The organism is Neobacillus drentensis, assembly GCF_036965425.1.
Taxonomy (GTDB): Bacteria; Bacillota; Bacilli; order Bacillales; family Cytobacillaceae; genus Neobacillus; species Neobacillus drentensis_F.
The window spans coordinates 37,229-61,814 of the sequence record NZ_JBALPP010000056.1 but is presented as its reverse complement, the minus strand read 5'-3'; the positions used below and the strand labels follow the sequence as shown (position 1 = coordinate 61,814).

Here is a 24,586-nt window from a genome sequence, read left to right as displayed (position 1 = left end):
GTCACGGTCGATAAGAACGGTTCATAAAGCCCGCCAGAAACAAAAAAGGGCAGTCACGGTCGATAAGGACGAATCATAAAGCTAGTCAACTCAAAAATAGGACAGCCACAGTCGATAAGACTGCATAGGACCTATCTACCCAAAACTTAAACATAATAGGTATATTTTTTCTTCCCCATTACCTTGTAGTTTTCCATTAAAATTCTTTTAATCATTTTTTGCGACTTAATAACCACACACCATTCCCTCACAACATTAGTGGTAATCTTCATCTCGGGGAACAGCAGTTTAATTTCATCTACACTCCGCAATACGGCAGCATCAATTTTCTCTTCACACCCGCAGTCATCACATACTAATTTTCCACCAATCAAAGACACATTAAAGGAATGGCACGCAGAACAGGTCAATCCCTTCCGCAGCTCCTCAAAACTATAGGCTCGCAATTTTGAATAAGGAGATACAATTTTATGAAGAGATACCAATTTTTCAGCGAGCTTGTTATGATGAATGCCCAATTTGGACTGCTTCCTATTTAATTTTTTCATGAAAGTTTTTAACTGAGGTGCATAAATAATGGGCTCGTTTAGGGGTGCTTGGTACAAGAAAAACTCGGGGTTATTAAAAACGACATATCCTTCAATTGGTATATTATACCCTAAATTTTGGAGTAATTGTCGGAGAAGGGTTTTGGTGCGTTTAAGCTGGTCAAGCGGATTTGGATATATCCTGCCAGAGAGCGTCTCTAGCCGGTCTGGTTTAAAAATAAAATTTCCCTGATAATTTTTTACTTCAAAAACATAAAGTGGTTCTTGAAAAATAAGAGAGGAATCAATTTGAAAATCCTTATTATTACTTTCAAGAAGCAAATCATTTAAAATATAACAATGACTTTGCACTTTCTCCGTTAATAAATCAAACTGAACTTCCCCTTCGTAGCCTTTTTTAAGATTCAAATAATGCTGCCTTTCATCCTCCGTCAACTCATTCGCGTGTTTAAAATCCTAAGAATCAGTAACTCTAATGACTCTATTCGTGGTTTGTAAGCCATGTTCCACACCCTTTCTTTACTTCAAATTTTATAAAAATATCACCCATCCTTAACAACATACATTTGAACAATTTATAACAATTCCCCCAATTTCGACACATCACTCCGCCAATCACCGCAATAACTGTCGAGCGTTATTAAAAGGATAATAGCGCCCTATGATGAATAAGTATTAGTAAAAGCATGGGACCGGAGTGGTGAAAATGATAGAGGCTTTAAATAATTTTCTAACAAAATTAAAAGAACAAAGGCATATCCTACCATTAATAGAAAACGCGGACCTCCGTGTGAACTTAAATACCCATCAAGAGTCCATACAACTGGTAATAAAAAATGGAACCATTTTTACTCTTCAAAACCAACCCTCCAAATACGAAATTAGCGGCGATATAAATGCAATGACACACCTCCTCGAGGGTAAGCAAAGATTACGAACTCTAAAACTCAGCATATCAGCCCCTTTAAGAACGATCTTGCTGCTCGAATCCCTTTTTTACCTCACAAAAGCACAGGTACAGGAAGAATTTGCAAAAATAATTTAATCAAAGCTATTGACTCGGAATTAGACATCAGGTATGCTGAATTTAGAATATTCTACCAATAGAACAGCCAAATAAAGTAATCTTATCTAGAGAGGCGGAGGGACTGGCCCGATGATGCCCGGCAACCGGTTGGACAACCAAGGTGCTAATTCCAGCGAAGCGGAAAAGGCTTCGGAAGATAAGAAGAGAGACCCCCTCTTCTTATTGAAGCGGGGGTTATTTATTTTAAAAGGAGTGGGAGTAATGGCAGAAAATCAAAAAAAATATCGGTTTGAAACATTAAGTGTTCATGGCGGTTTATCACCAGATCCAGTGACAGGTGCACGCGCAGTTCCAATCTACCAAAACAATGCCTACCAATTTAAAAACACAGAACATGCTGCAAACCTGTTTAGATTAGCAGAACCAGGTTACATATATACCCGCATTCATAATCCAACCACCACCGTTTTTGAAGAACGTGTCTCCCTCCTGGAAGGAGGTGTTGGTGCCCTGGCAGTCGCCAGCGGAATGGCTGCCATCACACTCGCCATCCTAAATATTGCCGAAGCAGGCGATGAAATTGTGGCCGCTTCTAATCTCTATGGCGGAACCTATAATTTATTTGCAGTTACGCTCCCTAAATACGGGATTAAAGTTAAATTCGTAGATGCAGAAAATCCGGAAAACTTCCGTACGGCTATTACCGAAAAAACAAAAGCAGTCTTTGCTGAAACCATTGGTAATCCAAGCTTACGCATTCTTGATATTGAAAAAGTGGCAGAAATTGCACACGAGGCCGGAGTCCCATTAATTATTGACAATACGTTTGCAACACCTTACCTTTGCAGACCAATTGAGCATGGTGCAGATATTGTGGTACATTCCGCAACCAAGTGGCTCCTAGGCAATGGAACCACGACAGGAGGCATCATTGTTGACGGCGGTAAGTTTGATTGGAATTCGCCGAAGTTTCCTGGATTTACTACTCCAGATGCAAGCTATCATGATCTTGTTTATGCAGAGGCACTAGGGGCCGTTGCATTTATTATCAAAGCGCGAGTGCAGCTTCTCCGTGACCTTGGACCAGCCCTAAGTCCACAAAATGCCTTCTTATTTGCACTTGGTCTTGAAACACTGCATGTTCGCATGAAAGAGCATGTTTCCAATACAAACCAGGTCGTCGAATATTTGCTAAATCACCCTGCCGTCGAGTGGGTTTCCTATCCAGGGCACAAAACACATCCTGATCACGACCTAGCCAAAAAGTATTTGCCAAAAGGTGCAGGGTCAATGGTGATTTTCGGAATTAAGGGTGGAAAAGCAGCAGGAGCGAAGCTAATAGATTCCCTTTCATTATGGGCTCATGTTGCCAATGTAGGGGATGCAAAAAGCCTAATCATTCATCCGGCGAGTACAACACACCAGCAGCTAGATTCTGAGGGACTTAAAGCAGCAGGTGTATCAGAAGATTTAATCCGCCTGTCAATCGGTATCGAGAACGTCGAGGATCTGATTGAAGACCTAGAATCAGCTATTGAGGCTGCAACAGGCTTAACTTCGTTAAAAGCAAATGTTTAAAATTTCCTAAATTATTTTTTCGAAAATTTCATTGACACACCTTTTTATACGTGTTACGATAACTTTCGTGAAATAATTACTTAATAAATGAACGTGTTAATTGAATATATAGGATGCTCTTATCAAGAGAGGTGGAGGGATGTGCCCGATGAAACCCGGCAACCGTCAATTTATTGAAATGGTGCCAATTCACACAAAGCGATTGCTTTGGGAGATGGGAGAAAGGTTATATTAATAATGCCTTTCTGCCTGTGCAGAAAGGCATTTTATTTTCCTGAAATAGGAATATTTCTACCAAACAATCAAACCATATAATCAAGTAATAGGTTGTAATTTCAGAATTTTAAGTAAACAGGCTAAAAAGTAGGTGAAACGAATCTATGATCTCGATAAAAAATGTCCGAAAAATCTATCCTTCGAAACAGGGGCAGCTAAAAGCCGTCGATGACGTAAACCTGGATATTAAAGAAGGGGAAATCTTCGGGGTAATTGGATATAGCGGTGCTGGGAAAAGTACTTTAATCCGTATGCTTAACGGACTTGAGCTGCCAACCGATGGAACCGTAACAGTAGCTGGTCGTATTATCTCAAAAATTAAAGGCAGTGAACTTCGAAAGGCACGCCAGGAAATCAGCATGATTTTCCAACATTTTAATCTTCTTTGGTCAAGGACCGTTAGCGAAAATATTGCTTTTCCATTAGAAATAGCTGGGGTTCCAAGCTCACAAAGACAAAAAAGAGTTAATGAGCTCATTAAGCTCGTTGGCCTTGAAGGCAGAGAGAATGCTTATCCTTCACAGCTGAGCGGCGGGCAAAAACAGAGGGTCGGAATTGCCAGGGCACTTGCGAATAACCCAAAGGTATTGCTTTGTGATGAAGCAACCTCTGCACTCGATCCACAAACAACCGACTCAATCTTGGAATTATTAGTTGATATTAATAAACGGCTGGGCTTAACCATTGTTTTGATTACCCATGAGATGCATGTCATTCGTAAAATTTGCCACCGTGTTGCGGTAATGGAAAGCGGAAAAGTAGTTGAGATTGGCTCAGTACTCGATGTTTTTAAAAACCCGCAGCAGCCGATTACAAAACGATTCGTTCAACAAGTGACAGAGCCGGAAGATACCAAGGATACGGCAGATCATTTGCTTGAACGTTATCCTTCCGGTTTAATTGTCCAATTAACCTTCATTGGGGAATCTGCTGAACAGCCGGTCATCACAAATTTAATAAGAAATAACAATGTAACGGTAAATATCCTGCAGGGGAAAATATCACAAACGCAAAGTGGTTCATATGGTACGCTTTTCATCCATATCGATGGGGACGAAAAAGAAGTCATTAATGCAGTTGACTTTATCCGTTCTCAGCAGGTAGGAGTGGAGGTGGTAGCAAATGATTAAGGAATATTTTCCAAATGTTGATTGGCTTATTTTGTGGCAAGAAACAAAAAATACCCTATATATGACAGGGATCTCAGTGCTTGCAACCTTTATTTTAGGGACCTTGCTTGGCTTAATATTATTTCTTACTTCTAATGGAAATTTATGGGGAAATAAACCGATTAACGCAGTATTCAGTACGATAGTAAATATTTTCCGTTCTATACCATTTATTATCTTAATCGTGTTATTAATTCCGTTAACGACGATATTGGTTGGATCTATGATTGGTGTTAATGCTGCATTACCATCATTAATAATTGGTGCTGCGCCGTTTTATGCGCGGATGGTGGAAATTGGACTAAGAGAGATTGATAAAGGAGTCATTGAAGCAGCCAGATCAATGGGAGCAACAACTGGTACGATTATCTGGAAGGTGCTTCTTCCGGAATCAATGCCGGCGCTCATTTCAGGTATTACAGTTACAGCGATTGCCCTTGTCAGTTACACAGCGATGGCGGGAGCAATTGGTGCAGGCGGCTTAGGAAGTCTCGCCTACAACTATGGATACCAGCGAAATCAAAATGATGTAACCTTCATGGCTACCGTCGTCATTTTACTTATTGTGTTTGTGATTCAATTTATTGGTGATTTCATCACTTCAAAATTAGATAAACGATAAAAAGGAGAGGTTAAAATGAAAAAATGGTTAACAGTACTTTTAGCATTAACACTTGCACTTGCGCTGGCAGCTTGCGGTAAATCTGAAGATAAATCAGAAGGTACTAGTGAAAAGGGCAGCAAAACAACAACATTAGTGGTCGGAGCATCTACTGTTCCCCACGCTGAAATTCTTGAAAAAGCAGCACCGCTGTTAAAAGAAAAAGGGATTAACTTAAAAATTACAACATTTACGGACTATGTTTTACCAAACAAAGCCCTTGCTTCAAAAGAACTTGATGCTAACTATTTCCAGCACATTCCTTACCTCGAGTCTCAAAATAAAGAGTTTGGATATAATTTTGTCAATGCTGGCGGAATCCATATCGAGCCAATTGGTATATATTCTAAGAAATACAAAAAGCTAAGCGACCTTCCAAATGGTGCCCACCTAATCATGAGCAACTCTGTAGCAGACCACGGCCGTCTTCTTTCATTGCTTGAAAAAGAAGGTCTAATCAAGCTAAAAGAAGGTATTGATAAAACTAAAGCTGAGTTGAAAGACGTTGTTGAAAATCCAAAGAACTTAAAATTCGATGCAAATTATGAAGCAAAATTATTACCGCAAATTTATAACAATGGCGAAGGCGATGCAGTTCTTATCAATTCAAACTATGCGATTGATGCGGGCCTAAACCCAGTAAAAGATTCTATTGCGATTGAAGATAAAGAATCACCATATGTAAACGTGATTGCGGTTCGTAAAGGTGATGAAAACAAGCCAGCAATCAAAGCGCTTGTTGAAGTACTTCATTCTAAAGAAATCCAAGATTTCATTCTTGAAAAATACAAAGGTGCCGTTGTACCGGTTTCTGAATAAGGAATATGAAAAAGCAGGCGATGTGTGCCTGCTTTTTCGTCTAAATTAGGTAGAAAGCGATGATACATGAATCAACCTAAATGGGTAAAAATAGAAAAGACTTTCAACCTGAATTCACTTGGCAATTGGTAAAAAAATGAGGTATCATTTTAATCGAGTGTGTTTTAATAATTGGATAGTTTTCTGAATTTTTTAAAAACCACTCTTTTCATTCTCATTTAGGACATCCTCAATGAAAATAGCTGCTTGGTTTTTACTGTTTAAGAGTTGCTAATACATTTCATTTGTTATAAGATTGTAATGAGAATAAAATGAGAATAGAGTTATAGATCTCCTATGATCTACAAGATACAAAACATTCTTTTCGGAGGTATTATTATGGCTGGATCAACTTTAACTATCAAGGATTTACACGTAGAAATTGATGGGAAAGAAATCTTAAAGGGTGTAAACCTTGAAATAAAAGGTGGAGAAATTCACGCAATTATGGGTCCTAACGGAACAGGTAAATCTACTTTATCTTCCGCCATCATGGGACACCCAAAATATGAAGTAACAAGCGGCAGCATCACATTGGATGGTCAAAATGTTCTTGAAATGGAAGTAGATGAGCGTGCCCGCGCAGGTCTTTTCCTTGCAATGCAATATCCAAGTGAAATTAACGGCGTAACGAATGCCGATTTTTTACGTTCTGCGCTTAATAGCCGTTTGGGTGAAGGCAATGAGATTTCCCTTATGAAATTCATTCGTAAAATGGATAAGCAAATGGAATTCCTAGAAATGGATTTAGATATGGCTCAGCGCTATTTGAACGAAGGCTTCTCCGGCGGTGAGAAAAAGCGTAACGAAATCCTTCAATTGATGATGCTTGAGCCAAAAATTGCAATCCTTGATGAAATCGACTCAGGGCTTGATATTGATGCTCTTAAGGTTGTATCAAAGGGTGTTAATGAAATGCGCGGCGAAGAATTTGGCTGCTTAATTATTACTCACTATCAACGTCTTTTAAACTATATCACTCCTGACCATGTGCATATTATGATGCAAGGCCGCATTGTGAAATCAGGCGGAGCAGAGTTGGCACAACGCTTAGAAGCAGAAGGATATGACTGGATCAAGAAAGAGCTCGGCATTGAAGATGAAACAGTTGGGCAAGAAGCGTAAGCAGTTAGGAGGATTACAATGACAACAGAAACAAAATTACCATTTGACAAGGGGTTTGTAAGCTCTTTTTCAAAAGAGACAGGCGAACCTGCCTGGTTTGCAGAGCTTCGTCTGAAGGCATTAGACTATTTCGAGGAAGTGCCTATGCCTCGTCCGGATAAAACAAAAATTGATAAGTGGAACTTCACGCAATTTGATCAGCATGTTGTAAAAAGTGCTGCATACACTTCATTAGCCGAACTTCCAGAGGAAGTAAAAGCATTAGTTGAAGAGAATAAGAACTTATACATTCAACGAAACCAGACTCCTGCCTTTTTATCTTTATCAGAAGATTTAAAAGCGAAGGGTGTTATCTTTACCGATATTTTCACCGCTGCAAAGAACCATGGCGACATTTTGAAAAAGTACTATATGACACAGGCAATTAACGCTGATGAGCACCGTTTAACTGCCCTTCACGCTGCGCTTGTGAATGGGGGAGCTTTCTTATACATTCCTAAAAATGTTGAAATCTCTGAACCAATTCAAGCGGTGTATGTACAGGATGATGCCCAAGCGAATCTATTCAATCATGTGATTGTCGTGGCGGATGACAACAGCTCCGTAACTTATGTTGAAAACTATATTTCAACGATGGAAGAATCGAATGCATTAGCCAACATTCTAACCGAAGTCATTGCCAATAGTAATGCGAAGGTTCAATATGGAGCGGTTGATTACCTGGCAAAAGGAATCACTACCTACGTGAACCGCCGTGGTGTTGCTGGCAGAGATGCTCGGATTGAATGGGCGCTTGGTTTAATGAATGAAGGCAATACGATTTCCGAAAATACCACAAACCTGCTGGGTGACGGCGCATATGGCGACACGAAAACAGTTGTGGTTGGACGCGGAGAGCAAACACAAAACTTTACAACTAAAGTCGTACACTTTGGTAAACATACAGAAGGTTATATCTTAAAGCACGGCGTAATGAAGGATAGCGCTTCTTCTATTTTCAATGGAATTGGCAAAATTGAACATGGCGCTTCTAAATCAAATGCAGAGCAGGAATCACGTGTACTAATGCTTAGCGAAAAAGCACGCGGCGATGCCAACCCAATTCTCCTCATTGATGAGGACGATGTAACTGCAGGACATGCAGCGTCAGTTGGCCGTGTTGACCCAATCCAGCTCTATTATTTAATGAGCCGCGGCATTGCGAAAAAAGAAGCAGAACGTTTAGTTATTCATGGCTTCCTTGCTCCAGTTGTGAACCAGCTTCCGATTGAAGGAGTAAAGAAACAGTTAACTGAAGTGATCGAAAGGAAAGTACGCTAATGAATATCGGGGATATTCGCAAACAGTTTCCAATCCTAGATCAAGAGGTTAACGGGAAGCCTTTAGTATATTTGGATAGTTCAGCAACTTCCCAAAAGCCGCTAAAGGTTATTGAAGCCGTGGAAAAATATTATCGTGAAATCAATTCCAATGTCCACCGTGGTGTGCATACACTAGGAACAAGAGCTACTGATGCTTACGAAGGTGCCCGTGAAAAGGTTCGTAAGTTCATCAATGCCAAGTCTATGCAAGAAGTTATTTTTACAAGAGGTACAACAACTTCCATCAACACAGTTGCTGCAAGCTACGCGGCGGCGAACCTGAAGGAAGGCGATGAAATCGTCATTACGTATATGGAGCACCACAGTAATATTATTCCGTGGCAGCAGGTAGCGAGACGGACAGGTGCCCAGCTCAAATACATCCCGCTTCAAGAGGATGGAACGATTTCACTCGAGGATGTACGAGCAACAGTGACACCGAATACGAAAATTGTTTCGGTGATGCAGGTATCCAACGTTCTTGGTGTCATCAATCCAATCAAAGAAATCGCCCAGATTGCCCATGAAAATGGAGCGGTTATGGTAGTGGATGGTGCGCAAAGTGCTCCGCATATGAAAATTGATGTTCAAGATTTAGATTGTGATTTCTTCGCTTTTTCAGGACACAAAATGTGCGGTCCGACCGGCATTGGTGTTCTTTATGGGAAAAAACATTTACTTGAAAAAATGGAGCCTATCGAATTTGGCGGCGAAATGATTGATTTCGTTCAATTATACGAATCAACGTGGAAAGAGCTGCCGTGGAAGTTCGAGGGAGGCACACCAATTATTGCAGGTGCTGTCGGTCTCGGCGCTGCCATCGATTTTTTAAATGAAGTTGGCTTAGACAATATTGCCGAGCATGAACATAAGCTTGCAGCATATGCTTTAGAAAAAATGTCAACGGTTGAAGGCATGACCATTTATGGTCCGCTTGATCCGGCAAAGCGTGCAGGACTTATAACGTTTAATCTAGCAGACGTTCACCCGCACGATGTGGCGACTGTTTTAGATGCGGAAGGTATTGCAGTTCGCGCCGGACATCATTGTGCCCAGCCGCTGATGAGATGGTTAAAAGCTTCCGCAACTGCTCGTGCAAGCTTCTATTTGTACAATACTGAAGAAGATATTGATAAACTTGTTGAAGGGCTTGTCAAAACAAAGGAGTATTTCAGCGATGTCTTCTAATAATTTAGATACACTGTACCGTCAAGTTATTATGGACCATTATAAAAATCCTCGTAATCGCGGGGTTTTGGAAGATGGCAGCCATACGATAGATATGAACAACCCAACCTGCGGTGACCGCATTCGCTTAACCCTTAAGGTGGTAGATGGGATCGTGGTAGACGCCAAGCAGGAAGGGGAAGGCTGCTCGATCTCGATGTCCTCTGCGTCGATGATGACGCAGGCGATTAAAGGGAAGAAAATCGAAGAAGCATTAAAGCTGGCGCAGATTTTTTCCGATATGATGCAGGGCAAAGATTACGATGAAGACGATATCGATTTAGGCGATATCGAGGCACTTCAAGGTGTTTGCAAATTTCCAGCCCGAATTAAGTGTGCCACACTTGCTTGGAAGGCAATGGAAAAGAGTTTAAAGGAAGAGGAACAACAATAGAACGGCAGGGGTTTTGAGTGCCCCTCTCGTTTATGAATGGAGGACACGATAATGGCAAAAAAAATGCCTGAAATCGGTGATTATAAATATGGTTTTGCCGATAAAGACGTTTCCATATTCCGATCAAAGCGTGGATTGACAAAGGAAATTGTTGAAGAGATTTCAAAGCTAAAGAGCGAGCCGCAATGGATGCTGGATTTCCGTTTGAAATCACTTGAGCATTTTTACAATATGCCAATGCCGCAATGGGGCGGAGATTTGGGTTCTTTAAATTTCGATGAAATTACGTATTACGTAAAACCATCTGAGAAGTCAGAGAAGTCATGGGACGAAGTACCTGAAGAAATTAAAGCAACTTTTGATAAATTGGGTATTCCTGAAGCAGAACAAAAGTATCTTGCTGGGGTATCTGCACAATATGAATCAGAGGTTGTTTACCATAACATGAAGGAAGACCTTGAAGCACTAGGAATTGTCTTTAAAGATACAGATTCCGCGCTTAAAGAAAATGAAGACATTTTCCGCGAGCACTGGGCTAAGGTTATTCCGCCAACTGATAATAAGTTTGCGGCATTAAACTCTGCTGTTTGGTCCGGCGGATCATTCATCTATGTACCGCCAGGTGTGAAAGTGGATACGCCGCTACAAGCGTACTTCCGAATTAACTCTGAAAACATGGGTCAATTCGAGCGTACATTAATCATCGTTGATGAAGGCGCACACGTGCATTATGTTGAGGGCTGTACAGCTCCAGTTTATACAACAAACTCGCTTCACAGTGCGGTTGTTGAAATTATCATTAAAAAGGATGCATACTGCCGATATACAACGATTCAAAACTGGGCAAATAACGTTTTCAACCTAGTTACCAAGCGTGCAGTTTGTGAAGCAAATGCGACCATGGAATGGATTGATGGTAACATCGGTTCGAAGTTAACCATGAAGTATCCTGCGGTTATTTTAAAAGGGGAAGGCGCCCGCGGTTTGACATTGTCAATTGCTATCGCAGGTAAAGGACAGCACCAGGATGCCGGAGCGAAAATGATTCACTTGGCACCAAATACATCTTCAACGATCGTATCTAAGTCTATTTCTAAGCATGGTGGTAAAGTAACCTACCGCGGTCAGGTTCACTTCGGACGCAAAGCTGACGGTGCGCGTGCAAATATTGAGTGCGATACGTTGATTATGGATAACTTGTCAACTTCAGATACAATTCCTTACAACGAAATCTTAAACGACAACATTTCACTTGAGCACGAAGCCAAGGTTTCCAAGGTTTCTGAAGAGCAGCTCTTCTACCTGATGAGCCGCGGTATTTCTGAGCAGGAAGCAACTGAAATGATCGTTATGGGCTTCATCGAGCCATTTACAAAAGAACTGCCAATGGAATACGCCGTTGAGATGAATCGATTGATCAAGTTCGAGATGGAAGGCTCCATCGGTTAATATTTTTGAAAGAATTACCCGCTTGCCGTGATGGCAGGCGGTTTTTTTGATGCTGAAATTGAGATTTGAGCACACTATAATTACCCTCCGCCTTAAAATGGTTATGCTATTATTAAGTGGTGGAGGTGAATGAGTTGATTTATATTGGAGTAACCGGATGGGGGGACCAAGACAGCTTATATCCTGGTCATATTGCCTCAAGAGATAAATTGAAAGAGTACGCAGGCCATTTTCCTATTGTTGAAGTAGACACTGCATTTTATGCGATTCAGCCGCTGCGGAACGCACAAAAATGGGTTAATGAAACGCCGGAAAGCTTCCAGTTTATCGTCAAGGCCTTTCAAGGAATGACCGGGCATTTACGGGGAGAAATACCCTTTGATACAAAACAGGCAATGTTTAATGCGTTTAAGGAATCACTCGAGCCATACATAGAACAAAATAAACTAGCAATGGTCCTTTTTCAATTTCCACCGTGGTTTGACTGCAAACGAGAAAATGTCGACTACTTACGATGGTGCAAGCAAGAAATGGGAGCAATTCCATGCGCCCTTGAATTCCGGCATCAATCTTGGTTCAAACCAGAATACCTTCAAAGAACATTAGAATTTATGAAGGAAGAAAAATGGATTCATAGCATATGTGATGAACCTCAGTCCGGGGAAGGATCTGTGCCAACCATTCTTCAAACCACCACTCCTGAAAAAGTACTTGTCAGGTTTCATGGCCGAAATATCCACGGCTGGCAAAAACGAACCGACGTGGATTGGCGGGAAGTCCGGTTCCTATATCGCTATAACCACGAGGAATTAGAAGAATGGGCCGAATCCATCGCAAAGCTTAAAAATGAATGCAGTGATGTATATCTCCTCTTTAATAATAACTCGGGCGGTGACGCGGCAGATAACGCTAAACAAATGATGGAACTGCTTCAGATTGAATATGAAGGGCTTGCCCCAAGGCAGTTAGATTTATTTTAAAAATAGAAGGTGTAAAAATGGAATGGATTCTTTTGGTTGTGATAGGACTGGCAGCGAGTTCACTTGGCTCGCTCATTGGTTTAGGAGGAGGAATTATCGTTGTTCCCGCCTTGCTTTACTTAGGATCATTTTCAGCCTTTGGCCATGTAACCCCGCAGGTTGCGGTAGGAACGTCCTTGTTCACGATGATTTTTACAGGGCTATCCTCTACGCTTGCTTATATGAAATATAAGACCGTCGATTATAAGAGCGGATTAATTTTCTTGATTGGCAGTGGTCCCGGCAGTATTCTTGGAGCATGGGTAACAGAAAAATTACCGATGCATTCTTTTAATATTCTTTTTGGGTTGTTCATTATTTTTGTCTCAGTCATTTTACTGCTAAAAGATAAACTAAAGCCGATTCCTTATAAAAAGGAAAAAGGAATTGTCCGTACTTTTACGGACAATACGGGGAAAACGTTTGAATACGGCTATAATCCAATGATTGGCGTTCTCGTTGCATTTATTGTTGGGTTTATATCAGGGATATTTGGGGTCGGCGGAGGCTCACTGATGGTACCAACGATGATATTAGTCTTCTTCTTCCCGCCGCACGTCGCTACGGCTACCTCGATGTTTATGATTTTACCAACATCAATCCTCAGTTCCATTACGCATATAACGCTCGGGAATGTCAATTGGCTTTATGCACTGGCACTAGTACCTGGGGCGTGGATTGGCGCCAGGGTGGGGGTCTACTTAAATACTAAGCTTAAGAGTAAAACGATCGTATTATTATTGCGGACGGTTCTAGTTATTGTCGGCATACGATTAATCTATGAAGGAATTGCAGGATAAGATACAAATGGAAACCATACATATTTATCATACTAATGATGTTCACAGCCACTTGGAAAATTGGCCTCGAATTGAGAAATTCCTCAAACAAAGAAAAACGCATCATCAAAAACATAAAGAGGAAATACTGCTATTTGATATCGGCGATTTTATCGACCGCTGGCATCCATATTCGGAGGCAACTAAAGGAAAAGGAAACATTCAATTATTAAATGAGTGCGAATATAACGCCATCACGATTGGAAATAACGAAGGAATCAACCTCCCATATGATGATTTGGATCATCTATATGATGAAGCACATTTCGATATACTTACTGCGAACTTTTATAAAAAAAATCAAGTTTATCCAAGCTGGGTTAAACCATATAAGATTTATCCGACAAAAAACGGAACCCGTATCGGGGTCATTGGGGTAACGGCAAATTTTGCGCATCTATATGAATTGCTTGGCTGGAAGCTTACAGATCCCATCATGGAGCTGAAAAGATGGCTCCCAAGCTTAAAAGAACAATCAGATATCATCATCTGTCTTTCTCATCTTGGCTTACAGGATGATGAAAAAATTGCCAGTGAGTTTCAGGAGATTGATGTCATTTTAGGAGCCCATACACATCATTATTTTGAAAAGGGCCAGTTAGTGGGGGAAACTCTCCTGGGGGCTGCAGGGAAATATGGTTATTTGATGGGTCATGTCACCCTAAAACTAAATGATCAAAAGCAAATCAACGATAAGAAAGCAATAGTTTATGAGGTAAAGGATCTTCCGGAGGCTGCTAATGAACAGGAGCAGATCCAGGCATTCCTTAGTCTAGGTAAAGAACGATTAAGCCAAAAAGTAACAACTCTTCAAGTACCGCTATTAAATGATCCATATAAGGAAACAAATTTCTCCAGACTCCTTTGCTCTTCGTTAAAAGAATGGTGTAAATCAGATATTGCCATGATCAATGCAGGACTACTTCTAGGATCCTTATCAGGTGACGTCACTGAATATGATCTTTTAACGATTTGCCCTCATCCCATCAATCCGTGTGTCGTGGAGCTGACGGGCAGGGAGTTTAAAAATATTCTCTCAGAAACCCAGGATGAAAACCTTCCACATAAACAAATCAAAGGATTAGGATTTAGAGGAGACGTTCTTGGGATATTTGTATATGAAGGTATTCTAGTCCAAGATGGAAGGATATTCATGAATGGCAAACCACTGGGGATGGAGGAAAAGTACACCTTAGCCATGCCAGATATGTTTACGTTCGGCCATTTTTTCAAAGAGGTCATTCCTTCTAAACAAAAAAACTATTTCCTGCCTGAGTTCTTGCGGGATCTATTAAAATGGAAATTGCAGCAGATGTCCTAGTTGAATACACTCTTTTTTGATCATTGTCATAATGTGATAATGAGGAAAGGAGTGTAGGAATTGATTGAGCTTTCACCAATCGAAATAGACGGCCATACCTTTTTGGCGGTGACCGTTTTACTTCCAAAAACAACATTGCTTGCCATTTCAAGCGATAAAGGATATATCATGTGCGGTGCCTTGGATGTCGGTCTTTTAAATGAAAAATTGAAGGACCGGAAAATTATTGCGGGAAGAGCCGTCGGGGTAAGAACCATCGATCAGCTTCTAAATGCGCCAATGGAATCGGTGACATTTGAGGCAGAAGAACTGGGAATCCACCAAGGAATGATCGGCAGGGACGCCTTGCTGAAAATGATTTAAAAGCTTGCTTTTAACTAAGCAAGCTTTTTAATTGGGCTAGTTCACCTTCTAGAAGCATACATATAGCTAGAAGGGGTGATTGTTTTGGCAAAGATTCGCCGACGGTTTACGAAGCGAGGTCCGCTGCCTTTCCGTTATGTTATGCTGTTATCATTTGTTTTTTTTCTTTTTTCCACTGCCTTTGGAATATGGATTATTAACAAAGGAATTGAACCGACGTTAATAAGTTATGCTGAATCCCAATCTAAAAAAATAGCCTCACAGGTTATTACGAAAGCTATAAATAAAAAGACTGTCCAGATCGGTGATGTAATTGCTGTTGAACCAGGCACGGACGGAGCTCCGCCTAGCGCAACCTTAAAAACGGAAGTAGTAAATCAGAAATTGTCCGAAATCACCAGTCAGATCCAAAAGAATCTTAATGCTGCCGAGAAAGGTGATCTTTCTTCCCTACAGCAATTAACGGACGTTGAAATAGAATTAGAAAATTCGAATTCTGATGGAATTGTATGGAATGTACCGCTTGGGCGGGCAACCAATATGGCCTTATTCGGGAACCTTGGTCCGAAGATACCGGTAAAGTTTCAAGCTATTGGGGACGTCCGTCCGGATGTAAAAATCACACCAAAACCACTAGGAATCAATAATACGTGGATCGATGTAGCCATTCATTTAGAAGTATCGGTGCAAATTATTACTCCTTTTTCGACAAAAATCACAAAGCTTGATCAAAAAATTCCTGTTGGCGGCAGATTGATTCAGGGCGATGTACCGCAATTTTATAATAATGGCAGCAATGCATTGCCATCCATCGAATTGCCTAAAACAGAAGAAAAGAAAAAAGCAAAATCGACAAACTAAAAGGACAATCCTTAGTGGAAAGTCCTTTATTTGTCCAGCTCCAGCGCCTAGCCCCTCGAGGTCATAAGCCGCTCCCAAAATGAAGGCAAAAAGCGCCTTCCTTTTGGGAGCATCTTATGCTTGTCGGGGCTGATCAAGGCGCTTCCGCTTTTCTTATTTCCTTAGATTCATCCGCTCGATCCGCTTCCATTTTGCTAAATGCGGGTATGGATCAAACGACCATTCTGTTATCCCATTATCTTTGTACATGCCATAATGCAAATGCGGAGGAAATTTGCCCGCGGTGCCAGGAGGACCGTATCCAGTGTTTCCAACACTGCCAATAACCATTCCAGGCTCAACAATAGATCCAACCTTTAAATTTCCAGCAAACCCTCTAAGATGGGCAAAATAATGATAGGTATTGTTAATATCGCGGATGCCGATTCTCCAGCCCCCGAACTTATTCCAACCCTTCATCTCTATAATGCCATAACAGGTGGCTCGAACAGGTACTCCATGGCCGGCAAAAATATCAGTGCCTTCATGCATCCTTCTGCCTCCCCACCCTCTTGCATCTCCCCATGTACTGCGATAACTGTGATTGGAGCGAATTGGGACAGGGAATACCTGAGTATCCAAATTTAGTCTTCCAAAATGGCGGTACATTTTGGCCTTACCAACAATAATCCCAACCGTTTTATCGCGATGATAGTAATTCCATAGTCCGATTTTTATATTATCATGATCGACACCATAGGATAGAAGATAATTAGCAAAAGCATATAAAACATCCTCATCACTCTTTAAGCTCGCTTTACCATCTCCATTACCATCGACACCTATTCCATTAAAAAACTGAATGATGGCCGGATTTTTGGTCTTAGGGATCGGATTCGTTAAGCCAGACCACTCTTCAGGACGAAAATAAATGGCAATCGTCCCGTCTGGTTTTGGTAAATCACGACGGGCCAAACGGACACTTCTTTCATATTGATCGATGGCGGCTAAGTAGTACCAGGGTATATTAGTAACGGTTTCCACTTTTTTATAAAGCTTCATTCTTTCCTGATAGGGATCAGGTTCCTTAGCTTGAGCATCCCTGACAGCAAATGTAGAGGTAAAAAATAAAAGGAAAGTTCCAATCATCAGAACAACCCTCACGCAGGAATCCTCCTTCCGATTAATGTACAAGTTTAGTTTATGTTTTCTAAACAATTTCATTATGGTTAATAATTGGTAAGAAGAATTGATTGCTTGTCGTAAAGGCAGGCATATGTTAAAGTGACAACAGAAGAACTCATTTTCCATACATAAGTGGATTGCAAGGGGTGTAAAAATGAGCAAGAAAGAAGAAATATTACGTAAACCTGAGTGGTTAAAAATAAAGCTTAACACGAATGAGTCATATACGGGCTTGAAGAAAATGATGCGCGAGAAAAACCTTCATACTGTATGTGAAGAGGCTAAATGCCCTAATATTCATGAATGCTGGGCTGTAAGACGTACGGCAACCTTTATGATCCTTGGTGATACATGTACCCGTGCCTGCCGCTTCTGTGCCGTTAAAACGGGTCTGCCAACAGAACTCGATTGGCAAGAACCAGAACGAGTGGCCGACTCCGTTCAGCTTATGAACTTAAAGCATGTGGTTGTTACAGCTGTTGCACGCGATGATTTAAAGGACGGCGGTGCTGCTGTATTTGCCGAAACAGTACGAGCGATTCGCCGGAAAAATCCATTCACAAGCATTGAAGTTCTTCCTTCCGATATGGGTGGAAAAGAAGAAAATTTACAGCTTTTAATGGATGCTAAACCAGACATATTAAACCATAATATTGAAACTGTTCGCCGTTTGACTCCAAGAGTTCGAGCACGTGCTAAGTACGACCGCTCGCTAGAATTTTTACGACGGGCAAAAGAAATGCAGCCAACCATTCCGACGAAATCCAGCTTAATGATTGGACTTGGCGAAACAAAGGAAGAAATCCTGGAAGTAATGGACGACCTGCGAGCAAACCATGTGGATATTATGACCATCGGACAATATTTACAGCCTACCAAGAGTCATTTGAGGGTTGAGAAATATTATAGTCCTGATGAATTTAAAGAACTTCAGCAAATTGCCATAAGCAAGGGCTTTAGCCACTGTGAAGCCGGTCCTTTAGTACGCTCATCTTACCATGCCGATGAACAGGTAAATGCTGCTGCAAAGCATAAGCAATTACTTGGTGAAGTGGAAGCAAAAAAAGCATAAACGTAGAAGAGTTCAGTCTGGGATGACTGAACTCTTTTTATTACTTATTGTGCATGTAATTTCGATCGTCCGGAGTAAGACCATTTTCGTCCTCAGTAGTGTTCATACGTGAACCCTGAGGAGATTTTTTCATTTGTTTAATCAAGCCATTGACCAAATTCCGGGTATTACGGCTTGTTGAATCGAGATTTGCCAAATTTTCAACGTCGCGCATTAATACCTTATTGTCAGTCACGTAAACGTGGTAATACCTTGGGACAACGGACATTGCCGTTTTTTTCACCTGATCCGCTGTTAAATTTCGGTCCTTGGAATTTGTGTCATATGCAATTAAGACTTCTTGGTCTGTTACAAGGGTGGCTACATCATTTACATTATGGATATTGGTACTGTACTTGCTGATTATGTTAGCAAGCTGTTCCCGATCAAGAGCTGTATAATGATTATTGGCTGTGTTATCATTCATCAACGGACTCTTTTGGTGGCGGACATACCCATAATTGTTGCTGACATTTCGAATGCCGCGGCCTGCTCCTTCATTGTAGAGCTCATGTCGCTTATTATTGACATTAATGGTATTACCGCTTTCCTCATAGATGTCATTCTTAGTGTCTTTTGCACATCCAGTTAAAGCAGTAAGCGTACACAATCCAATGACGATGATTGACTTTTTCAAGCTTAACACCTCCTTTTATTAGAATAGCCAAAGGGAGGATTTTTTTTCTTAGTAATTGATGGTGAATCGGTTATAATGGGAATTAAGAGTGTCTGGCAAATTGAGGTGAAAAAGGATGATAAATATTAACAACACCATGTATGAATTGGTGCAGGAGCATCGGAATGGTTTTAATGAGGATGCCCTAAAAACGAGATATAGCGATATTTTGTCAAGATATGATTACATTGTGGGAGACTGGGGTTATGGCCAGCTCCGTTTAAAAGGTTTTTTTGAAGACCAAAATCAAAAAGCTACCTTTGATACAAAAATAAGCACGCTCAGCGAATATCTTTATGAATACTGCAACTTCGGCTGTGCTTATTTTGTTTTGAAAAAGGTAAAAAAATAACGAAGGGCCAGAAACCTGGCCTTTCGTTTATTTATTATATGGGGCCTGCTCATCCGTGTCTGGATCATCATGCGGCGGATGGGCTCCTTCCATCTTCCGGGGCAGATCTTGATGAAATGACTTGTATTCATAGTTAAATGCACTATAGGTCCGCTGCCCTTCTTCCCAGGGCGTGCTCTTATTTTGAACAGAATCGTCTTTTCGGAAGGTTGAGCCATAAGGCCCCTCTGGAAACTCCTGAGCAGTCAGATAATTATGCTGTTTTTCCACATTGGATATTTCCGTATACTTCTCTGCCTTTTTATCCGCCATTTTTTCCACTCCTTTTAAAACCTAGTTTAGCCCAAGGAGTGAAAATCATGAGTAATTGTTTAAACTAATTCCATTAGAAAGGATCTTAGTTCTTCTGCATCTTCTTCATTTAATTGAAAAGCATATTCTAAATAGCCTTCCTCCTGCAGGTCATCGTGGCCAATAATAGCAAAACGGTTTCCCTGCATATCAAGGACGAGATGTTTACCATAATGGCGGTCCGATTGAACAATGGCTAAATCATAGCGCTGGTTTTCACCTACAAAGCTAACAAATCTTGTTTTTGTATTCTCCGTATCATCGTATAAGAAAAACCGTTCTTTCATCCCAATAATCTCCTTTAAAAAAATACTTTTTAGCACCTTCTCTATAGTAACAAATTTATTTGATTGAGGGGAGTAGTGAAATTTCTGCAAAATTTGTAAAATTCGCCTCTTGAAAAATACGAAATCTGTCAAATTATGCTACAATATACTTAAATTCTCAATTGTTGACTGGAAGAGGGATGAATTGAATGGTCCGTCGTTACATCGAAAAAGCAATAAATGTAATGCAGTGGGGAAAGAATTTACTGCCTCTTTCGTCAATTCGCTTTTATCCACCCCCAATAATTTTGCGAAATCCCGCATTAGAAGGTGTAACATCAGCCTTTCAATCTGGACATGAAGTGGCTGTGATTGTGTTTAATATCAAAAATTCTTCTGAATTGGCTGATTTACTGGGACAATCTCAGTATACACAGCTAATTAAAAATATAGGGAAGTATTTCCGTCTTTCTATTGAGAAAGAAATCAACAATCAAGATGTCATCACTCTCCATGATTTTGATGGTGACGGTTTTACACTATTCTTAAAAGTTGATTTTGAACGGGATTGTTTATCAGAAATAGATCTGTTTATGAACAAAATAACTTATCATATTGAAGAGAAATTACATAAGTTATACCCTGCTGTCGAGCTTTTTTTTGAAACGGGTTATATGTTTGTTGATAAAAAACATTACTCGATTCATGATTCTGTTTTAAAGGCACATAGACAGGCCGTTTTTATGGCAGAAAGAAAAGCTAAATCCGGTTTTAATGAAATGGTTATGACGATGAATAAAATTATTTCAAAAAAGGACATTAAACTTTTGGCTCAGCCGATAATTGATGTAGCAACTAAAGAAATTCGTGCCTGGGAATTGCTTACACGAGGACCGCAGGGAACCCTATTAGAAAATCCATTGCCGCTCTTTTCGGTTGCAAGACAGACTGGGATGCTGTATGAACTGGAAATGATTATCCTTGAAAAAGTTTTGGAGCAAATAAAGACAACAAGATGCCGGCAGGACATATTTGTGAATTGCACTCCGTTAACTCTAGGCAATTTAAGATTTACAAGAGATTTAAAAAATCTTATGTTAAAATATAAAAGTATTTCGCCTAAGCAAATCACTATTGAAGTAACCGAGAGCGATTCGATCGAGGGCTTAAAGAACTTTATTTATAATATTAAAATGTTACGATTAATGGGGTTTCGAATCGCAGTCGATGATACGGGTGCAGGCTATTCCAGTTTAAATACGATTAGTGAAATCATGCCGGAAATCATCAAAATTGATCGTTCTGTAATCCAAAATATTCATCAAAATTCTCTAAAGGAATCGATGCTGAAAGGATTGCTGCTTGTAGCAAGAGAAGCAGGGTCGTTAGTTGTCGCTGAAGGAATTGAAAACGAAGAAGAAGCATCGGTTCTGACAAGAAATAAAGTGGATTTAGCACAAGGAAATTTTTATGCCCCTCCAACTGCATTCGTAAACGGGCTTGCAACTTAGTCAGACAACAAAAAAGGAAGTGGAACAAATGTATTTTGTAGACCGGGATAAAATGGAAACAACATTGGTTTATTTAGAAAAACAAATAAATCTTTTCACTGCGCAGCCAGAATGGTCGACGCCATTAGAAAAAGCTGCATTAGAACGGATAACACAGATGTCACTAGAAGCCATTTTTGATGTCGGCAATGCCATGATTGACGGTTTTATCATGCGCGATCCCGGAAGCTATGACGATATCATTGAAATTTTAATGGATGAGAGGGTCATTTCACAAGAAACGGGTAATGTCTTAAAAAGCCTCATTCCATACCGGAAGCAACTTGTGCAAGATTATACAGAAATAGTCCATAGTGAACTAAAAGAACAATTTGCAAAATCTCATACTGCTTTATCTCTTTTTGCAAAAAATGTCCGCGATTATCTTACAAATGAACTAGGTCCTGTTTCCGCCTTTAAAAGTCAGGAGTGAAGGATTTTGAAAAAATATAAAGGCTATTTAATTGATCTAGATGGAACGATGTATAAAGGAACGGAACGTATTGAGGCAGCTTCTGATTTTGTTAAAAGTCTGCGGGCTAAGAAAATCCCGTATTTATTTGTGACAAATAATTCGTCAAGAACACCAGCACAGGTTGCCGAAAAGCTTCGGGATTTCGATATTCCGGCAGAGGAAGAACTTGTATTTACCACCAGTCAGGCAACCGCTAATTACATTTATGAAACCAAGAACGATGCTACTGTTTATGTAATTGGAGAGGAAGGGCTACGATTGGCGCTTGAAGAAAAGGGATTCCAATTTGCCCAAGAAAATGCGGAATTTGTCGTGATTGGGATTGACCGCTCCATCAGTTATGAGAAATTAGCTGTTGCTTGTTTGGCGGTTCGGAATGGAGCGGCTTTCATTTCTACCAATGGTGATATTGCCATTCCAACTGAAAGAGGGCTGGTACCGGGGAATGGTTCACTGACATCCGTCATTACGGTTTCTACCCAAACGAAACCGATTTTTATCGGCAAGCCGGAATCCATTATTATGGAGCAGGCCTTAAAGGTATTAGGAACGGCCAAGGAAGAAACGATCATGGTCGGGGATTATTATGACACAGATATTTTAGCGGGCATGAATGCCGGGATGGACACGCTATTGGTTCATACAGGTGTGACCACGAAAGAATTGCTTAAAGGGTATAAACAAAAACCAACATATGCCATTGATTCATTGGAGCAATGGGAGGTATAAAAAGGATGGGATATACACCCATCCTTTTTCACTATTTTTTTTCTTTTTCCATTCTTGCTGCCCGGTGCGCCAGTCTGCTGGAGGCAGCTGCGGCAATCGCACCGACAATATCATCTAAAAAAGTATGGCACTCACCGGTTGATTTATCATTTAGATGGGCTAAGATGCCAGGCTTTTGTTTATCAATATAACCATAATTGGTAAATCCAATTGATCCATACACATTCACAATCGAAAAGGCAAGTATTTCATCTACTCCATAAAGACTCTCATCTGTCCCTATGATCGATTGAAGCGGCTCCTCAAGCATTCCTTTTTCAGCAAGCATGTCGAGCTGGATTCCGGTAATAATGGCATTTTGCACTTCACGTTTGGAGAGGACTCGTTCCACATTAGCAATACAGTCTGCCATTTGTAAATTTTCATGATATTTTTCTTGTAAATAAAAAACTAAATCAGCAATATCTTGAATTTGGACGCCTCTTTCTGTTAGCCATCTGCGTGCAGTTTCTTCGGTCATATCTACTTTTTTGTCGTCTGCCATCCCTTTTATCACCTTTTCTTTGGATTTTCACTATATATATACTCTTTTTTCATAAGATATGCAATTTTAACGTAAAAGAACTAGACAAAATTTTATCTTTCCAATTCACCATATTTCCTATTCATTTTTGAAAAAAAGCAGGAAGACAACAAGTTTTTTAATGCTCTTTCATATATATGATTTAATAAGGGTATGAAGAAGAGGTGGGACTCGTATGCTTCAGAAAATGCTTGAAAATCAATATGGGATCACAACACAAGAATATATTAAATTAGATACGTATGACGCCTTAAGAGGAAATGGCTGGCTGTATGTAATCTCTAATCCTGCTGGAAAAGAAGAAGAGGATATTTCTGAACTAGGGAAGATTGCCGAACATCTGAGAAATTATGGCGACCATAATGTGCCTATATTTTTGCAGTCCAAGGAAGGGAATTTAATTACGACATGGGAACAAAATAAATATTGCGTATTAGCCAATCGGCAAGCAGATGAAAAACAGCGGAAAATCAAATTAGGGCGTAAGCTCGCTAAATTTCATGAACGTGGGAGAAGGGTTCCCTTTCAAATTGAGAGGTCCAGCCGGATTGGAAAGTGGAAGGAATTATGGGAAAAACGGCTTGAGCAAATGGAAAAAGTTTGGAATGGCCTTCTCTTTCAAACGCCGGAAGATGAATTTGAACGGATGTTTATCGAATCATTTCCCTATTATATGGGCTTAACTGAAAATGCGATTCAATACCTAGTCGATACAGAAATAGATGATGAGCCAGTCGAAACGGACAACGGTACAGTCTGTCATGAACGATTTTCTAAAAAAACGTGGGGCGGCAATTATGTTATTAAAAATCCCTTTGATTGGGTATTTGATCATCGCAGCCGTGATTTAGCCGAGTGGACAAGAGAGAGATATTTCCGAAATTTTCAAACATACGATGTCGATTTAAAACAATTTTTTGAAGAATATCAAAGTGTTGCTCCATTATCATCATTTTCATGGCGATTATTATACTCGCGTCTAATTTTCCCACTCCACTATTTTGAGTCTATCGAAAATTATTATATTACTCGGTCCGAGCAGGATAAGAAGGTATTAGAAGATCAGCTAAGTAAAATTTTAAGACAATCGGGTGAATATGAGCGATTTTTGGCTGGTTTTTTTCACATTTCGGGAGCGCCAATCAAAAGGTTAAATCTTCCCCAGTTGGAATGGTTATATAAAGTGTAAACACATGAATTGACACATTTTTGAAAAAATTAAATCGGAATAATATGGTAAAATGACAAGGAGT

At 40.2% G+C, this 24,586-nt stretch carries 26 protein-coding genes and 2 riboswitches; of the genes, 20 read left to right on the top strand and 6 right to left on the bottom strand.

Features of this window, described 5'->3' with window-relative positions; translation table 11 throughout:
- Positions 1-146: 146 nt before the first annotated feature.
- On the bottom strand, positions 147-956 hold the full coding sequence (locus V7161_RS16185; protein WP_335714003.1) for a nuclease-related domain-containing protein: 810 nt from the start codon (positions 954-956) through the stop codon (positions 147-149).
- A 716-nt stretch (positions 957-1,672) separates the two neighbouring features.
- A riboswitch (SAM riboswitch) is annotated at positions 1,673-1,778 on the top strand.
- 58 nt (positions 1,779-1,836) lie between these two features.
- On the opposite strand from V7161_RS16185, the gene V7161_RS16180 reads away from it, so the two are divergent.
- The 14 genes from V7161_RS16180 to yunB all read left to right on the top strand — a co-directional run bounded on the left by V7161_RS16180 (position 1,837) and on the right by yunB (position 16,076).
- Positions 1,837-3,153: an O-acetylhomoserine aminocarboxypropyltransferase/cysteine synthase family protein gene (locus V7161_RS16180; protein ID WP_335714002.1), complete on the top strand. Its 1,317-nt coding sequence runs from the start codon at positions 1,837-1,839 to the stop codon at positions 3,151-3,153.
- Between the two features lie 116 nt (positions 3,154-3,269).
- Positions 3,270-3,374: riboswitch (SAM riboswitch) on the top strand.
- Between the two features lie 159 nt (positions 3,375-3,533).
- Positions 3,534-4,559 carry a methionine ABC transporter ATP-binding protein gene (locus tag V7161_RS16175; protein WP_335714001.1) on the top strand — a complete coding sequence of 342 codons (1,026 nt, stop codon included), beginning with the start codon at positions 3,534-3,536 and terminating at the stop codon, positions 4,557-4,559.
- Entirely contained in the window at positions 4,552-5,220 is a 669-nt protein-coding gene (locus V7161_RS16170) for a methionine ABC transporter permease (protein WP_223591959.1), read from the top strand. Before V7161_RS16175 ends, V7161_RS16170 begins: the two co-directional genes overlap by 8 nt.
- A gap of 15 nt (positions 5,221-5,235) precedes the next feature.
- Complete coding sequence (locus V7161_RS16165; protein WP_335714000.1) at positions 5,236-6,078, top strand: MetQ/NlpA family ABC transporter substrate-binding protein; 843 nt, start codon at positions 5,236-5,238, stop codon at positions 6,076-6,078.
- Between the two features lie 378 nt (positions 6,079-6,456).
- The gene (sufC, locus tag V7161_RS16160) at positions 6,457-7,242 is read left to right on the top strand and encodes a Fe-S cluster assembly ATPase SufC (protein WP_223591955.1); all 786 of its coding nucleotides are present in this window, start codon (positions 6,457-6,459) and stop codon (positions 7,240-7,242) included.
- Positions 7,243-7,260: 18 nt separating this feature from the next.
- A complete protein-coding gene (sufD, locus tag V7161_RS16155) occupies positions 7,261-8,562 on the top strand; it encodes a Fe-S cluster assembly protein SufD (protein WP_335713999.1) in 1,302 nt (433 codons plus the stop codon).
- A complete protein-coding gene (locus V7161_RS16150) occupies positions 8,562-9,791 on the top strand; it encodes a cysteine desulfurase (protein ID WP_335713998.1) in 1,230 nt (409 codons plus the stop codon). The genes sufD and V7161_RS16150 overlap by 1 nt, the downstream gene beginning before the upstream one ends.
- Positions 9,781-10,224: a Fe-S cluster assembly sulfur transfer protein SufU gene (sufU, locus tag V7161_RS16145; RefSeq protein WP_335713997.1), complete on the top strand. Its 444-nt coding sequence runs from the start codon at positions 9,781-9,783 to the stop codon at positions 10,222-10,224. The genes V7161_RS16150 and sufU overlap by 11 nt, the downstream gene beginning before the upstream one ends.
- Positions 10,225-10,275: 51 nt before the next feature.
- Entirely contained in the window at positions 10,276-11,673 is a 1,398-nt protein-coding gene (sufB, locus tag V7161_RS16140) for a Fe-S cluster assembly protein SufB (RefSeq protein ID WP_223591947.1), read from the top strand.
- 134 nt (positions 11,674-11,807) lie between these two features.
- On the top strand, positions 11,808-12,653 hold the full coding sequence (locus V7161_RS16135; protein WP_335713996.1) for a DUF72 domain-containing protein: 846 nt from the start codon (positions 11,808-11,810) through the stop codon (positions 12,651-12,653).
- Between the two features lie 17 nt (positions 12,654-12,670).
- Positions 12,671-13,492 carry a sulfite exporter TauE/SafE family protein gene (locus V7161_RS16130; protein ID WP_335713995.1) on the top strand — a complete coding sequence of 274 codons (822 nt, stop codon included), beginning with the start codon at positions 12,671-12,673 and terminating at the stop codon, positions 13,490-13,492.
- Positions 13,493-13,499: 7 nt separating this feature from the next.
- Positions 13,500-14,852, top strand: coding sequence for a bifunctional metallophosphatase/5'-nucleotidase (locus tag V7161_RS16125; RefSeq protein WP_335713994.1), 1,353 nt, complete (start codon positions 13,500-13,502; stop codon positions 14,850-14,852).
- A gap of 60 nt (positions 14,853-14,912) precedes the next feature.
- Positions 14,913-15,215, top strand: coding sequence for a YunC family protein (locus V7161_RS16120; RefSeq protein ID WP_223591917.1), 303 nt, complete (start codon positions 14,913-14,915; stop codon positions 15,213-15,215).
- Between the two features lie 75 nt (positions 15,216-15,290).
- A complete protein-coding gene (gene yunB / locus V7161_RS16115; RefSeq protein WP_335713993.1) occupies positions 15,291-16,076 on the top strand; it encodes a sporulation protein YunB in 786 nt (261 codons plus the stop codon).
- Positions 16,077-16,229: 153 nt separating this feature from the next.
- On the opposite strand, the gene V7161_RS16110 is transcribed toward yunB, so the two are convergent.
- A complete protein-coding gene (locus V7161_RS16110; RefSeq protein WP_420491629.1) occupies positions 16,230-17,219 on the bottom strand; it encodes a M23 family metallopeptidase in 990 nt (329 codons plus the stop codon).
- Positions 17,220-17,394: 175 nt separating this feature from the next.
- Between V7161_RS16110 and lipA the strand changes: the two genes are divergently transcribed.
- Entirely contained in the window at positions 17,395-18,312 is a 918-nt protein-coding gene (gene lipA, locus V7161_RS16105; RefSeq protein ID WP_335713992.1) for a lipoyl synthase, read from the top strand.
- Between the two features lie 40 nt (positions 18,313-18,352).
- Here lipA and V7161_RS16100 read toward each other — a convergent pair whose 3' ends face one another.
- Positions 18,353-18,988: a YhcN/YlaJ family sporulation lipoprotein gene (locus V7161_RS16100; RefSeq protein ID WP_335713991.1), complete on the bottom strand. Its 636-nt coding sequence runs from the start codon at positions 18,986-18,988 to the stop codon at positions 18,353-18,355.
- Between the two features lie 115 nt (positions 18,989-19,103).
- Between V7161_RS16100 and V7161_RS16095 the strand changes: the two genes are divergently transcribed.
- Positions 19,104-19,379 carry a YutD family protein gene (locus V7161_RS16095; protein WP_335713990.1) on the top strand — a complete coding sequence of 92 codons (276 nt, stop codon included), beginning with the start codon at positions 19,104-19,106 and terminating at the stop codon, positions 19,377-19,379.
- Positions 19,380-19,406: 27 nt separating this feature from the next.
- Here the strand turns inward: V7161_RS16095 and V7161_RS16090 are convergent, their stop codons facing one another.
- Positions 19,407-19,691, bottom strand: coding sequence for a cytosolic protein (locus V7161_RS16090; protein ID WP_335713989.1), 285 nt, complete (start codon positions 19,689-19,691; stop codon positions 19,407-19,409).
- Between the two features lie 59 nt (positions 19,692-19,750).
- Positions 19,751-20,017, bottom strand: coding sequence for a DUF3055 domain-containing protein (locus tag V7161_RS16085; protein WP_223591905.1), 267 nt, complete (start codon positions 20,015-20,017; stop codon positions 19,751-19,753).
- Positions 20,018-20,205: 188 nt separating this feature from the next.
- On the opposite strand from V7161_RS16085, the gene V7161_RS16080 reads away from it, so the two are divergent.
- From V7161_RS16080 to V7161_RS16070, 3 genes are read left to right on the top strand one after another with little or no spacing between them, the layout of a single operon-like run.
- Positions 20,206-21,507, top strand: a complete 1,302-nt coding sequence (locus V7161_RS16080) for an EAL domain-containing protein (protein ID WP_335713988.1) — start codon at positions 20,206-20,208, stop codon at positions 21,505-21,507.
- 28 nt (positions 21,508-21,535) lie between these two features.
- Entirely contained in the window at positions 21,536-21,979 is a 444-nt protein-coding gene (locus tag V7161_RS16075) for a DUF86 domain-containing protein (RefSeq protein ID WP_335713987.1), read from the top strand.
- Positions 21,980-21,985: 6 nt separating this feature from the next.
- On the top strand, positions 21,986-22,750 hold the full coding sequence (locus tag V7161_RS16070; protein ID WP_335713986.1) for a TIGR01457 family HAD-type hydrolase: 765 nt from the start codon (positions 21,986-21,988) through the stop codon (positions 22,748-22,750).
- A gap of 31 nt (positions 22,751-22,781) precedes the next feature.
- Here the strand turns inward: V7161_RS16070 and V7161_RS16065 are convergent, their stop codons facing one another.
- Complete coding sequence (locus tag V7161_RS16065) at positions 22,782-23,294, bottom strand: phosphatidylglycerophosphatase A family protein (protein WP_289989423.1); 513 nt, start codon at positions 23,292-23,294, stop codon at positions 22,782-22,784.
- Between the two features lie 214 nt (positions 23,295-23,508).
- Between V7161_RS16065 and yutH the strand changes: the two genes are divergently transcribed.
- A complete protein-coding gene (gene yutH / locus V7161_RS16060; protein ID WP_335713985.1) occupies positions 23,509-24,522 on the top strand; it encodes a spore coat putative kinase YutH in 1,014 nt (337 codons plus the stop codon).
- Positions 24,523-24,586: the final 64 nt, after the last annotated feature.